Raw genomic sequence first — 13,272 nt, forward strand, 5'->3', positions numbered from 1 at the left:
GATTCGCGTCCACTCGGTCGCGGTGCAGTCCGCGAGTGGACCCGGGATGGGCGCTGACCGGGCAGCAGGCCCCACTGCGCGTCGACTCGGCGGATCAGCGCCGCGTCAGCTGGGAGGAGACTCGGGCCGGGCGGTCAGCCGAGGGGCTGCAGGTCGGCCTCGTCCGGGCCGGTGGTCAAGCGGTGGCGGCCGAGCGGGAGCATCAGCGGGGTGCCGGAGGTGGGGTCGGTGATGATGCGGCTGTCCAGGCCGAAGACGGCGCGGACGGTGTCCTCGGTCAGGACCTCGGCGGGGGTGCCGGCGGCGTGCACGGTGCCGCCGGCCAGGGCGACGAGGTGGTCGGAGTAGCGGGCCGCGAGGTTCAGGTCGTGCAGCACCATCACGACGGTCGTGCCGCGGTTGCGGTTGAGGTCGACGAGCAGGTCGAGCACCTCGACCTGGTGGCTGACGTCGAGGAAGGTGGTCGGCTCGTCCAGCAGCAGCAGGTCGGTCTCCTGGGCGAGGGCCATCGCGATCCAGACCCGCTGGCGCTGGCCGCCGCTGAGCTCGTCGACGGCGCGGTCGGCGAGGGCGGCGGTGTCGGTCGCGTCGAGCGCCGTGGCGACGGCCTCGTCGTCGTGCGCGTTCCAGCGGCTGAGGATGCCCTGGTGCGGGTGGCGGCCGCGGCCGACGAGGTCGGCGACGGTGATCCCCTCCGGAGCGATCGGCGACTGCGGCAGCAGGCCCAGCGTGCGGGCGAGCTGCTTCGCCGGCGTCCTGTGCACCGCCTTGCCGTCGAGCAGCACGGTGCCGGCGCGCGGGGCCAGCAGTCGCGACATCGAGCGCAGGAGCGTCGACTTGCCGCAGGCGTTCGCGCCGACGATCGCGGTGATCCGGCCGGGCGGGACGACGAGGTCGAGGCCCTCGACGACGGTCCGGTCGCCGTAGCCCAGGGTGAGCGCGTCGACGGTGAGGGTGTGCTCGGCGGTCACAGGGACCCTCCCGATCGGTTGCTGCGGACGATGAGGTAGATCAGGTACGGCGCGCCGAGCACACCGGTGACGACACCGACCGGGTAGCGCAGGCCCAGCGCGTACTGCCCGACGAGGTCGGCGACGAGCACGAGCAGCGCGCCGACCAGGGCCGACGGGATCAGCAGCGAGCGGCCGGGGCCGACCAGCCGGGCGGCGATCGGGCCGGAGAGGAAGGCGACGAACGCGATCGGGCCGGCCGCCGCGGTCGCGAAGGCGATCAGGCCGACCGCGGCGACGATGACGACGAGGCGCGTGCGATTCACCCGGATGCCGAGCGCGGAGGCGGTGTCGTCGCCGAGCTGGGTGCCGGAGAGGTCGCGCGAGCGGGCGAGCAGCACCGGGGTGAGGACGACGACGGCGATCAGCACCGGGACGACCTCGGCCCAGCGCGCTCCGTTCAGGCTGCCGGTCAGCCAGCGGCTGGCCTCCTGGAAGTCGAAGGCGGCGGCGCGGGAGAGCACGTAGGCGGTGACGCTGTCGAGCATCGCCGCGACGCCGATCCCGATCAGGATCAGCCGGGTGCCCGCCACTCCGCTGCGGTAGGAGAGCGCGTAGACGACGAGTGCGACCAGGAGGCCGGCCGAGATCGCGAGGACCGAGACCTGCGTCGCTCCGAGCGAGAGCGTGACGATGGCGAAGGCTGCGGCGGCGCTCGCCCCGGCGCTGATGCCGATGATGTCGGGGCTGGCCAGCGGATTGCGGAGCATGGTCTGGAAGCTGACGCCGCCGAGGCCGAAGCAGAGGCCGACGAGCAGGCCGAGGATCGCGCGCGGCAGGCGCAGGCGCCCGACCGTGAAGGAGGCTCCGGGGACCTGCTCGCCGAGGATCACCCGGACGACCTCGGACGGCGAGTAGATCGTCTGCCCGACGATCAGCGAGACGGCGAAGACGACGACGAGCAGCGCCACGAGCACGGCGACGACGGCGCGGCGACGGCGACCGCGACGGCGGCGGCCGGCCGCGACGGCGAGCGCGGTGGCGGAGGGCGCGGCGGCGCGGGCGGCCGGGCGGGACTGCACGGCGGTCACAGCTCGCGCACCTTCTGCCGGCGGACGATCGCGATGAAGACGGGAGCGCCGATCAGCGCGGTGATGATGCCGACGTCGATCTCGCTCGGGCGCGCGACGATCCGGCCGACGACGTCCGCGCCGATCAGCAGGACCGCTCCGGCGACCGCGGAGAAGGGGAGCAGCCAGCGGTGGTCGACCCCGACGATGAGGCGGCAGGCGTGCGGGACGACCAGGCCGACGAAGCCGATCGGCCCAGTGACCGCGGTGGTCGCTCCGCAGAGGACGACGGCGCCGAGGGCCGCCGCGCCGCGGGCGAGGGCCACGCGCTCGCCGAGGCCGGCCGCCAGCTCGTCGCCGAGGGCCAGGGTGTTGAGGCTCTTCGCCGAGAGCACGCAGAGCGCGAGTCCGACGGCGAGGAAGGGCAGGACCTGGCCGATGCTCGTGAAAGTGCCGCCGCCGACTCCGCCGATCTGCCAGGAGCGGATGCCGCCGGAGAGGTCGGCGCGCGGCAGGACGATCGCGCTGATCACCGAGACGAGCGCGGCCGAGGTGGCGGCGCCGGCGAGTGCGAGCTTGAGCGGCGTCGCTCCCCCGCGGCCGAGCGAGCCGACGACGTAGACGAAGACGGCGGCGACGGCCGCGCCGCCGATCGCGACCCAGATGAAGCCGGTCGCGGTGGAGAGGCCGAAGAAGACGATGCCGGTGACGACCGCGAGCGAGGCGCCGGTGTTGACGCCGAGGATCCCGGGGTCGGCCAGCGGATTGCGGGTGACGCCCTGCATCAGGACGCCGGCCACCCCGAGCGCGGCGCCGGCGATCGCGGCGAGGACCGTGCGCGGGAGGCGCTTGGCGACCGCGGCCTGCGCGAAGCCGTCGGTCGAGCCGCCGAGCGCGGCGACCACGTCGCTCCACACCACGTCGCGCGAGCCGATCAGCACCGAGAGCACGCCGACCCCGGCCAGCACCAGGAGCGAGACGAGCAGCCACAGGGCGCGCAGACGCCTCGGGCGCCGCACGGCGGCGACACCCGAGGCGGGAGGTGCGGTGAGGGTCACGCGATCGGAGCTCACGCAGTCAGGCGGGAGTGGATCACTCCGCCTTGTCCGCGGCCTCGGCCAGCATGGCGAGGTAGTCGTCGAGCACGTACGAGATCGACAGCGGGGTCGGGTTCGCGGCGGTGCCGAGCGGGGTGGAGGGGAGGCGGACGATGGCGTCGTTCGCGACGGCCGGGATCTGCGAGAGCAGCGGGTCGGCCTTGAGAGTGTTCACGAGCTCGTCGTCGCCGTAGGTCACGATGACGTCGACGTCGTTGAACGCGTCGGCCTGCTCGGCGCTCTGGGTGAGCGAGAACGCGTCGGTGGTGGCCGAGGCGGTCGCGATGCTCTCCGGCGTGGTCAGGCCGAGGTCCTCGAAGAAGGCCGGGCGGGTGTCGTGCGTCGTGTAGAAGCTGACCTGGCTGAGGTCGGTCGGGTCGACGTGGGTGAGGAACATCGCCGAGGCGCCGGCGAGCTGCGGGTGCGCGGCGACCTTCTCCTCGATCTCGGTCTCGAGCTCGCCGATCAGCGCGGCGCCCTCGTCGGCCATGCCCATCGCCTCGCTGTTGAAGGTGATGGTGTCGCGCCAGGAGGTGCCCCAGGCGGTCTCGGGGTAGGCGACGACGGGCGCGATCTCGGTCAGCGTGTCGTAGTCCTCCTGCGTGAGGCCGGAGTAGGCGGCGAGGATCACGTCGGGCTGGGTGTCGGCCACGGCCTCGAAGTCGATGCCGTCGGTCTCGTCGAAGAGGACGGGGGTCTCGCCGCCGAGCTCCTCGAGCTTCTCGGACACCCAGGGGAGGAGTCCGTCGCCGTCGTCGTCGCCGAAGTTCGCGGCGGCCATGCCGACCGGGACGACGCCGAGCGCGAGCGGGACCTCGTGGTTGGCCCAGTTGACGGTCGCGACGCGCTCCGGCTGCGACTCGATGGTCGTGGTGCCGAGCGCGTGCTCGATGGTGATCGGCTCGAAGCCGGAGTCGGCGGTGTCGGAGCCGGCCGCGGCGGACGAGCAGCCGGCGAGGCCGACGGTGAGCAGGGCGGTCGCGACGAGCGCGAGCGGCTTGGTGGCGCGGGGCATTGTTCCCTTTCGGAAGGCTGTGGTCGTGGCGCGCATCAGGCGGTGGACGCCGAGCACTAAGGACAGCCTAACCAAAGAATGTGCAGGTTCTCAGCCGGAAAGGGCCGGGGCGTCCCTACCTCAGGCGGTGACGAGCTTCTCCACAGTGCGGAGGTTGCGGGTCGTCGTGGTCGAGCGGAAGACGGCGCGGGCCAGGATCTTCGCGGCCGGAGTGTCGGTGGAGGAGCCCTTCGGGCAGCGCCAGTAGAGAACGCCGTCGCCGCGGGCGAGCAGCTCGACGGCCGGGTCGGTCGCGCCGATCGCGGACTCGGCCGCGTCGAGGGCGGCGGGGTCGGAGCCGAAGACGACGTAGGGGTGCGCGGTCTCGTCGATGCGCTCGAACGGGTAGGCGGCGGCCGCCGCGGCGAGCGCCTCCTGCGTGACGAGGACGATCCAGGCGTCGTAGCCGAAGCGCTCGCCGAGGGCCGCCTCGAGCGCGGGCTTCAGCTCGGCGGGGTCGCGGTCGGAGTCGAAGGCGGCGTTGCCACTGGCGAGCACGGTGCGGACGGCCGTGCCGCCGACGCTCTCGACAGTGGCGGCGAGGTCCGCGCTGCGGACGGTGCGGCCGTTGACGTTCACTCCGCGGAGGAGGGCGACGAGGCGGGTCATGCCGCCGACGGTAGCGTGGCGGGATGGCGCGCGGTGGACGGATCTTCGGGGGCGATGCGGCGCGGGCGGGCTCGGACACGCTGGAGGCGGCGATCCTCCGGGCGAGCACCCGCGGGCCCGGCGCGCGGACCCGGGCGGAGATCGTGCCGCCGTCGGGTCGGCACCTCGTGCTGCCCTCGACGTCGGGGACGATCCTCGCCGTCGACGTCGACGCGCTGGTGGCGCTCGCCGCCTCGGAGGATCTGCTGATCGCGCTGGAGCGGCGGCCCGGGGACTTCGCCGTGGCGGCGACTCCGCTGCTCTCGTGGTGGTCGGCCGACGAGACGGTGCCGGACGAGGAGACGGAGCGACGGCTCGACGCGCGCGCGCTCGCCGCGGTCGTGCTCGGGCCGGGTCCCGGGGCGGATGTCGAGTCGCGGCTGCGCGGGCTCGTCGCGCGCGGGGACGTGGACGGGCTCGCCGCGGCGCTCGCGCTGCTGGCCCGGGTGCCGGATCCGCCGGCGGCGTTCCAGGACGCGGCGGGGTTCTGGCGGGTGATGGTGCCGGAGGCGCCGTTCGAGCGGCGGCTGCTGCTGGCGCCGGCGGTGGAGGCTCCGGCCGAGCGGGTGCTCCTGCTGCTGCGCGACTGCGGCTTCACCGCGACGCTGCCGCGGCGGCGCGCGGTGATCGCGGCGGCCTGCGCGCGGGTCGTGGCGGCGGCGCCGGACCCGGCCGCGCTCGCCGGGCTGGCGGAGGCCGTCGACGACGCGCTGGAGAAGCGCTGGCGCGCGCTCTGACCCACCTCGGGCACGTACCCAGCGACCGCCGCTCCTACCCCCGCAGCACCCGCGCAGGCCGGGTGCCTAAGCTGGACGGATGTCCCTTCCCGGTCTCGAATTCCGTCGCTTCCCCGCCGCCCTGACCGCCGAGGGCGTGCCCGACGCCGCCACGGCCGCCTGGGGCACCGCGATCAACGCGGGCTTCCACGAGAAGGAGTACACGCCGGAGCAGTGGCGCGACTGGGCCGAGCACATGGTCGCCGACCAGCGCGAGCTGACCGCGGTGCACGACTCCGCCTCCCCCGAGGGCATCGACGGCGAGTCCGTCCCGGTCGCCACCTACGCCGCGTTCCCCGGGTCGCTGCAGGTCGGCCGCGGGCGCGAGCTCGCCGCGCACCTCGTCTCGCAGGTCACCGTGCGCGCCACGCACCGCCGCCGCGGGATCCTCCGCGCCATGATCACCGACGACCTGCGCCTGGCCCGCGAATCGGGCGCCGCGGTCGCCGTGCTCACCGCGAGTGAGGCCTCGATCTACCGCCGGTTCGGCTTCGGCCGCTCGGCGTTCACCCGCTCGATCCGCGTCGACACCGGCCCGCGCTTCGCCCTGCAGGTCGAGCCGGCCGGCCGCGTCGAGGTCGTCGCGACGACCTGGCTGCAGTCGCGGGTGGAGGAGGTCTTCCGCGCCTTCCACGCGCGCACCCCCGGCTCGCTGACCCGGCAGTCGCGCTACGCGGCGAACGCCGTCGGCACCGAGCCCGGCGAGACCGCTCCGGGCCGCGCCGTCCGCTCGGCCGTGCACCTCGACGCCGACGGACAGCTCGACGGCTACGTCACCTACAAGGCCGTCGGGCCGGACGAGGACGATCGCACCCTCGAGGTCGTCGACCTGGTGGCCGCGACCTCCGACGCCTACCTCGGGCTCTGGGGCTTCCTCGGCGCCGTCGACCTCGCCTCGACCGTCACCTGGGACATGGCGCCCCTCGACGACCCGCTGACCTGGGCGCTGCGCGACGCGCGCGTCGTCTCGGTGACCACCGTCTCCGACCTCATCTGGACCCGCGTGCTCGACGTGGCGGCGGCGTTCGGCGCACGACCCTGGACGAGCGACGGCACCCTGGTGCTCGCGGTCCGCGACGAGCTCGGGCTCGTCGACGGCACCTACCGGATCACGGTCGAGGGCGGCGAGGGCCGGGTGGAGCGCAGCGACGACGCGCCGACCCTGTCGCTCGACGTCGCCGACCTCGGCACACTGCTGCTCGGCTCCGCCCGCCCGTCCACGCTGGCGCGGGCCGGCGCGGTGACGCTGGCGGAGGCGGACCACGAGAGCGTCGACCGCTTCTTCGCGCCGATCGCGGCGCCGTACTGCATCTCGTTCTTCTAGATCGCGCGAGAGCCCTCGGAGGAGGCGCGTCTTCGGGGAATCATGCTGATCGAGTAGCCCGCGCAGCGGGCGTATCGAGATCCACCAGCGCCGGAACGGGAGCCTGCAGACCCGCCCTTCTGGAGCCGGCGGGTCTCGATACGCCCCTGCGGGGCTACTCGACCAGCATGACCGCGGGCGTCTCCTCCAAGTAGATCCACCACCGCCAGAACAGGAGCCTGGAGACCCGGCCTCCTGAAGTCGGCGGGTCTCGATACGCCCCTGCGGGGCTACTCGACCAGCATGGCTGCGGGCGTCTCCTCCAAGAAGATCCGCACATCATGCTGATCGAGTAGCCCGCGGAGCGGGCGTATCGAGATCCACCACCGCCACAACAGGAGTCTGCAGGCCCCCTTCTGCGGACCGTGGGTCTCGATACGCCCCCTGCGGGGCTACTCGACCAGCATGTCGCGGCCCAGCCGCGTCCTCTCGACCAGCATGGCGCGGCACAGCCGCGTCCTTTCGACCTGCATGTCGCGGCCCAGCCGCGTCCTTTCGACCAGCAGGCAGCGCCCGCGACTCGCAGGCTCCTCCGGGCGTCCCCGCATGCGGCGTCGGTCATGCTGGAGGACCCGACCGCGAGGAGTTCCGCATGGGCGCATCCGTGATCGTCGACGCCATCGTCGTGCTGAGCCTCATCGGAGCGCTCGTCGACGGCCTCCGCCGCGGCTTCCTCCGCACGCTCGGCGGCCTGGCGGGCGTCGTCGCCGGCGCGATCGCCGCCTCCTTCGCCGTCCCCGCCGTCTCGGCGTGGGCGGCCGGCAGCGAGTGGCGCCTGCTCGCCGTGATCGGCACCGCCGTGCTGTCGCTCGGCCTCGGCTACGCGCTCGGCGCGACCATCGGCGCGGTCTTCGGCCGTGGCGCCGACAAGGTGAAGCTCGGCCTCCTCGACCGCCTGGCCGGTGGCGTCGCCGGCGTCGCCATCACCGGCCTGGTCTGGATCGCCGTCACCTCCGCCGTGTCGCTGCTCGGCGTCCCGCTGGTCACCACCTCCGTCGCGGGCTCCACCGTCATCCGCACCATCGACGACCTGACGCCGGACCCGGTCCGCGGCTTCCTCGCGCAGCTGCAGTCGACCGTCGTCGACGAGGGCACCTCCTGGGTCGTCGAGGCCCTCGACGCCCCGACCGAGGCGCCGGTCATCCCCAGCGTCGCGACCGACGACCCCGAGGTCGCGACCGCCACCGACTCGGTCGTGCGCGTCTCCGGCACCGCCTGGGCCTGCGACGTCGGGGTCACCGGCAGCGGCTTCGTCGTCTCGGACGACCGGGTGATCACCAACGCGCACGTGGTGGCCGGAGTCTCGGAGCCCGTGGTGGAGGCGCCGAACGAGCCGCCGCGCACCGGCCGCGTCGTCTACCTCGACGCCGCCGCCGACCTCGCGGTCATCGCCGTCGACGGGCTCTCCGCCGCACCGCTCGCCCTCGACGACGCGGTCGTGGCCGGCGACGACGGCGTGGTGGCGGGCTACCCGTTCGGCGGCCCGCTGACCCTCGGCGCGGCGCAGATCTCCTCCGACGCCACCGTCTCGCTGATGGTCGACGGCGCGCCGACCTCGCGCGAGGTGCTGACGCTCGCGGCCCTCGTGAACCAGGGCAACTCCGGCGGACCGCTCCTCTCCCTCGACGGCACCGTCTCGGGCGTGGTCTTCGGCAAGGCCGCCTCGGTCGCCAACGTGGGCTACGCGATCCCGCTCTCGGTGCTCGGCCCGGTGGCCGCCGAGGCGCCGGCGCTGACCGCGACCGTCGATTCCGGGCCCTGCCGCTCCGCCTGAGCACGAGCTTCCGCGCACGACATCAGCTGAGAAGGGGGTCCCTCCCCCCACAGCGGAGGCACCCTCTTCTCAACTCATGTTGTGCAGCGCACCCCGGTCACTCGGCCGGCAGCGGCCCGTCGGTGAGCACCAGTCGCAGCTCGTCCAGCTGCACCACGGTCGGATCGGTCGCCAGGTACGCCACGACCCGCGGGTCCAGCGGGAAGCGCGCCGACTCCTCGATCGCGATCGCGACGACGCCCTCCGAGGAAGGATCGGTCGTGAACCGATCGCCGATGTAGGGCACGTAGACCCCCGACGACATCCCCTGCACCAGCACCAGCCCGCCGTCGAGCCCGCGCTCGTGCAGCACGCCCGCCACCCGCGCGATCCCGGTCGCCCGCTCCTGAGCGATGCCGACCGAGGTCGCCGCCGCGATCACCAGCGAGGTCGCCAGCAGCACGACGCCGACCGGCCGCGCGATCCGCCACGGCAGAACGAGCCCGTCGCGCAGCGCCTCGGCGATCCCCACTCCGGCCAGCACGCAGAGCAGCCACGCCCACGCCACGTAGTAGTGCGGCAGCGCGACCGCGCTGATCAGGAGGTGGAAGACCAGCAGGAGCAGCGTCGCGCCCGCCAGGTAGAGCACCAGAAGCAGCCGCCGCGGCGCGAGCAGCGCCAGCAGCCCGCCGAGCACGAGCACGGCGAGCGCCGCCGGACCGACGCCCGACAGCATGAACCAGAGGTTCGCCCACCACGGCGGGAAGCGGTACGGGGCTCCCGCGACGTCGATCATGTGCCCGCTCGCGTTGTGCTCGCTCTGGAAGTCGAGCAGGTAGCGGATCGCCTCGACCGGGTGCACCGGCAGGTAGGCGAGCACGGCGGTCACCAGGAAGGCGAGCGCGAAGGCGGCGAAGCCCCGGAGCGCCCGGCGGCGGTCGCGGATCATCAGCAGCGGCAGGAGGAAGACCGGCGCGAGCACGAGCGTCGTCAGCTTCGAGGTGACGGACAGCGCGAAGAGGAGGCCGGCGAACCCGATCAACCAGCCGCCCCGCTCCCCCGCCGCCCCGCGCCGCGCCCAGGCCCAGGCGGCGGCCATCGCGGCGACCGCGAAGAGCACCATGAACGGCTCGAGGAGCGCGAGCCGGTCGATCCGGGTGCCGCCGGTCGCCGTCGTCCGCGGGAAGAGGAGGAACAGCCCGGCCGGGATCAGCGCCAGGACGGTGCCGAGCTCGCGCTTCAGCCAGAACCACAGGATCACGCCGGTGAGGAGGGTCACCGTGCCGGCCGCGATCCGCCCGGCGAGCAGTCCCTCGCCGAGCACGACCTGCGCGAGTCCGATCAGGTACTTCGCGGTCGGCGGGTGCTCGAGGTTGGGCGTCATGTCGCCGTGCAGGTAGCTCCAGCCGGCGGAGAGGTAGACGGGCTCGTCCGAGGAGATGTTCGCCGCGCCGAGGTTGCCGAAGCACTGGTAGAGCGCCCAGAGCAGGGTCGCGAGGACGGCCGCGGTCTTCGCCGTGCCGATCCCGCGCGCCGTGCTGACGGCTCGCGCTGCGCCCGTTCCCCGTTCCGTGCCGATCCCCCGCTCCACCCGGCCGATCCTAGGCGGTGCCCGGACGACGGGCGGGTCGGCCCGGAGGGCGCCCCCGAGGCGCGAGCGCCCGCCCCGGTAGGATCGTCGCGCATCCCCACCCTCTCTCCTGGAGCCTCCAGCACATGGCAGACAGCCGCACCGCAGACGCCCGCATCGCCGTTCCCGACACCACCGCGAACGCGGCGGCCACTCCCGAGAAGGAGCAGCCCTACGCGGCGCTCGGGCTGAAGCCCGACGAGTACGCGAGCATCCGCGAGATCCTCGGCCGGCGCCCCACGAGCGGCGAGCTGGCGATGTACTCGGTGATGTGGAGCGAGCACTGCTCCTACAAGTCGTCGAAGATGTACCTCCGCCAGTTCGGGCAGAAGGTCTCGCCCGCCATGAAGAAGAACCTCATGGTCGGCATGGGCGAGAACGCCGGCGTCGTCGACGTGGGCGAGGGCTGGGCCATCACCTTCAAGATCGAGAGCCACAACCACCCCAGCTACATCGAGCCGTTCCAGGGCGCTGCCACCGGCGTCGGCGGCATCGTCCGCGACATCATCTCGATGGGCGCCCGCCCCGTCGCCGTGATGGACGCGCTGCGCTTCGGCGACATCGACGACCCGGACACCGCGCGCGTCGTGCACGGCGTGGTCGCCGGCATCTCCTTCTACGCCAACTGCCTCGGCCTGCCGAACATCGGCGGCGAGACCTACTTCGACTCCGTCTACCAGGGCAACCCGCTCGTCAACGCGCTCGCGGTCGGCGTCCTCCGCCACGAGGACCTGCACCTCGCCAACGCCCGCGGCGTGGGCAACAAGGTCGTGCTGTTCGGCGCGCGCACCGGCGGCGACGGCATCGGCGGCGCGTCGATCCTCGCCTCCGACAGCTTCGCCGACGGCGGCCCGACCAAGCGCCCGGCCGTGCAGGTCGGCGACCCCTTCGCCGAGAAGGTGCTCATCGAGTGCTGCCTCGAGCTGTTCCGCGACGACCTGGTCGAGGGCATCCAGGACCTCGGCGCCGCCGGCATCTCCTGCGCCACCTCCGAGCTCGCCTCGAACGGCGACGGCGGCATGTTCATCGAGCTCGACTCGGTGCTGCTGCGCGACCCCTCGCTGACGGCCGAGGAGATCCTGATGTCGGAGTCGCAGGAGCGGATGATGGCGGTCGTCCGCCCCGAGAAGCTCGACGCGTTCCTCGAGGTCGTGCGCAAGTGGGACGTCGAGACCAGCGTGCTCGGCGAGGTCACCGACTCCGGCCGCCTCATCATCAACTGGCACGGCGAGGAGATAGTGAACGTCGACCCGCGCACCGTCGCCGTCGACGGCCCGGTCTACGAGCGCCCGATCGCCTACCCCGCCTGGCTCGACGCCCTGCAGGCCGACTCCTCCTCGCGACTGCCGCGCTCGACCGAGGGCGACGCCCTCCGCGCCGAGACCCTCGCGCTGCTCGGCTCGGCGAACCTCGCCGACAAGAGCTGGATCACCTCGCAGTACGACCGCTACGTGCTCGGCAACACCGCGCTGAGCTACCCCGACGACGGCGGCATGATCCGCGTCGACGAGGAGTCCGGACTGGGCTTCGCCGTCGCCACCGACGCCAACGGCCGCTGGTGCCAGCTCGACCCCGCGCAGGGCGCGCGTCTCGCGCTCGCCGAGGCGTTCCGCAACGTCGCCGTCACCGGAGCGACGCCCGTCGCCGTCTCGGACTGCCTGAACTTCGGCAGCCCCGAGAACCCCGAGGTGATGTGGCAGTTCCGCGAGGCGGTCGGCGCCCTCGCCGACGCGTGCCTCGAGCTCGAGATCCCCGTCACCGGCGGCAACGTCTCGTTCTACAACCAGACCGGCGACGTGCCGATCTTCCCGACGCCCGTCGTCGGCGTCCTCGGCGTGATCGACGACGTCGCGCGCCGTATCCCCTCCGGCTGGCAGGACGAGGGCGACAACGTCTACCTGCTCGGCGTCACCCGCGACGAGCTCGACGGCTCCGCGTGGGCCGGGACCGTGCACGACCACCTCGGCGGCCGTCCTCCGCAACTCGACCTCGCGGCCGAGAAGGCGCTGGCCGAGCTCATCGCGGCCGGCTCGACCGAGTCGCTGATCGCCTCCGCGCACGACCTCGCCGACGGCGGCCTCGTCGTCGCGCTGGCCGAGTCCGCGCTGCGGTTCGGCGTGGGCGTGCGGATCTGGCTGGACGAGCTGATGGAGCGCGACGGCGTCGATGCGACCGCCGCCCTCTTCTCGGAGTCGACCGGCCGCGTGCTCGTCTCGGTGCCGCGCGAGGACGACGTGAAGTTCCGCGGCCTGTGCGAGGGCCGGGGCTACCCGGTGCTCCGGATCGGCGTCACCGACGCCGAGTCGCCCGTCGTCGAGGTCCAGGGCCTCTTCACCGTGCCGCTCGAGGAGCTGCGCGCCGTGAACGGCGCCGTGCTGCCCTCCCGCTTCGCCTGAGGGGCGCTCTCCGGAGCCCGCCCCACTCTCCAAAAGTTGCGGTAGTCGCACCCGACTACCGCAACTTTCGAGGACTCGACGCGCGCGTTCACCCGCGCCCCACGGCCGGGCCCGCGCGCGTCCGCAGGGCCCGCACCACTCTCCAGAAGTTGCGGTAATCGCACGCCGCTACCGCAACTTCGGAGGAGTCGCCCGCACCGTCCTCCGGCCTAACCGTCTCCTCTGCGCGAGTCTCCAAAAGTTGCGGTAGTCGCGCTCGACTACCGCAACTTCCGAGGAGTGGCCCGCACCGCCCGCCGGCGCACCCGGCCGAGTCTCTAAAAGTTGCGGTAGTCGCGCTCGACTACCGCAACTTTCGAGGACTCGGTTCGCGCATTCGCCGGCGGCCCGCGGGGCCCCGCGGCAGGGCCCGCGCGCGTCCGCAGAGCCCGCACCAGTCTCCAGAAGTTGCGGTAGTCGCGCTCCACTACCACGACTTTGGAGGAGTCGCCCGTGTCGAGCTCGTCCGCATGAGTCTCCAGAAGTTGCGGTAGTC

At 73.2% G+C, this 13,272-nt stretch carries 10 protein-coding genes; 4 read left to right on the forward strand and 6 right to left on the reverse strand.

The window, feature by feature from the left end; all coding sequences use genetic code 11:
* Positions 1-134: 134 nt before the first annotated feature.
* The 5 genes from HQQ86_RS13645 to HQQ86_RS13665 form a co-directional block, all read right to left on the reverse strand.
* On the reverse strand, positions 135-971 hold the full coding sequence (locus HQQ86_RS13645; protein WP_173288844.1) for an ABC transporter ATP-binding protein: 837 nt from the start codon (positions 969-971) through the stop codon (positions 135-137).
* A complete protein-coding gene (locus tag HQQ86_RS13650) occupies positions 968-2,032 on the reverse strand; it encodes an iron chelate uptake ABC transporter family permease subunit (protein WP_173289385.1) in 1,065 nt (354 codons plus the stop codon). Before HQQ86_RS13650 ends, HQQ86_RS13645 begins: the two co-directional genes overlap by 4 nt.
* A gap of 5 nt (positions 2,033-2,037) precedes the next feature.
* Complete coding sequence (locus HQQ86_RS13655) at positions 2,038-3,093, reverse strand: FecCD family ABC transporter permease (protein ID WP_367948659.1); 1,056 nt, start codon at positions 3,091-3,093, stop codon at positions 2,038-2,040.
* Between the two features lie 19 nt (positions 3,094-3,112).
* Positions 3,113-4,132 (reverse strand): iron-siderophore ABC transporter substrate-binding protein, encoded by a 1,020-nt coding sequence (locus HQQ86_RS13660; protein ID WP_173288845.1) that lies wholly within the window; start codon positions 4,130-4,132, stop codon positions 3,113-3,115.
* A gap of 120 nt (positions 4,133-4,252) precedes the next feature.
* Positions 4,253-4,780: a DUF1697 domain-containing protein gene (locus HQQ86_RS13665; RefSeq protein ID WP_173288846.1), complete on the reverse strand. Its 528-nt coding sequence runs from the start codon at positions 4,778-4,780 to the stop codon at positions 4,253-4,255.
* Between the two features lie 23 nt (positions 4,781-4,803).
* Between HQQ86_RS13665 and HQQ86_RS13670 the strand changes: the two genes are divergently transcribed.
* The 3 genes from HQQ86_RS13670 to HQQ86_RS13680 all read left to right on the forward strand — a co-directional run bounded on the left by HQQ86_RS13670 (position 4,804) and on the right by HQQ86_RS13680 (position 8,732).
* Positions 4,804-5,556 (forward strand): DUF2254 family protein, encoded by a 753-nt coding sequence (locus HQQ86_RS13670; RefSeq protein WP_173288847.1) that lies wholly within the window; start codon positions 4,804-4,806, stop codon positions 5,554-5,556.
* A gap of 79 nt (positions 5,557-5,635) precedes the next feature.
* Entirely contained in the window at positions 5,636-6,919 is a 1,284-nt protein-coding gene (locus HQQ86_RS13675; RefSeq protein WP_173288848.1) for a GNAT family N-acetyltransferase, read from the forward strand.
* A gap of 631 nt (positions 6,920-7,550) precedes the next feature.
* Positions 7,551-8,732, forward strand: a complete 1,182-nt coding sequence (locus HQQ86_RS13680) for a MarP family serine protease (protein ID WP_173288849.1) — start codon at positions 7,551-7,553, stop codon at positions 8,730-8,732.
* Positions 8,733-8,829: 97 nt separating this feature from the next.
* On the opposite strand, the gene HQQ86_RS13685 is transcribed toward HQQ86_RS13680, so the two are convergent.
* Entirely contained in the window at positions 8,830-10,302 is a 1,473-nt protein-coding gene (locus tag HQQ86_RS13685; RefSeq protein WP_173288850.1) for a glycosyltransferase family 39 protein, read from the reverse strand.
* 125 nt (positions 10,303-10,427) lie between these two features.
* Between HQQ86_RS13685 and purL the strand changes: the two genes are divergently transcribed.
* Positions 10,428-12,737: a phosphoribosylformylglycinamidine synthase subunit PurL gene (purL, locus tag HQQ86_RS13690; RefSeq protein ID WP_173288851.1), complete on the forward strand. Its 2,310-nt coding sequence runs from the start codon at positions 10,428-10,430 to the stop codon at positions 12,735-12,737.
* Positions 12,738-13,272: the final 535 nt, after the last annotated feature.

The organism is Rathayibacter sp. VKM Ac-2857 (genome assembly GCF_013205025.1).
In the GTDB taxonomy this organism is placed as follows: Bacteria; Actinomycetota; Actinomycetes; order Actinomycetales; family Microbacteriaceae; genus Rathayibacter.

What these genes read in the sequence shown, in the direction of transcription:
- HQQ86_RS13680 (WP_173288849.1), top strand. Translation starts at nt 7,551, where the DNA reads ATGGGCGCATCCGTGATCGTCGACGCCATCGTCGTGCTGAGCCTCATC.
- HQQ86_RS13675 (WP_173288848.1), top strand. Translation starts at nt 5,636, where the DNA reads ATGTCCCTTCCCGGTCTCGAATTCCGTCGCTTCCCCGCCGCCCTGACC.
- purL (WP_173288851.1), top strand. Translation starts at nt 10,428, where the DNA reads ATGGCAGACAGCCGCACCGCAGACGCCCGCATCGCCGTTCCCGACACC.
- HQQ86_RS13660 (WP_173288845.1), bottom strand. Translation starts at nt 4,132, where the DNA reads ATGCCCCGCGCCACCAAGCCGCTCGCGCTCGTCGCGACCGCCCTGCTC.
- HQQ86_RS13665 (WP_173288846.1), bottom strand. Translation starts at nt 4,780, where the DNA reads ATGACCCGCCTCGTCGCCCTCCTCCGCGGAGTGAACGTCAACGGCCGC.
- HQQ86_RS13670 (WP_173288847.1), top strand. Translation starts at nt 4,804, where the DNA reads ATGGCGCGCGGTGGACGGATCTTCGGGGGCGATGCGGCGCGGGCGGGC.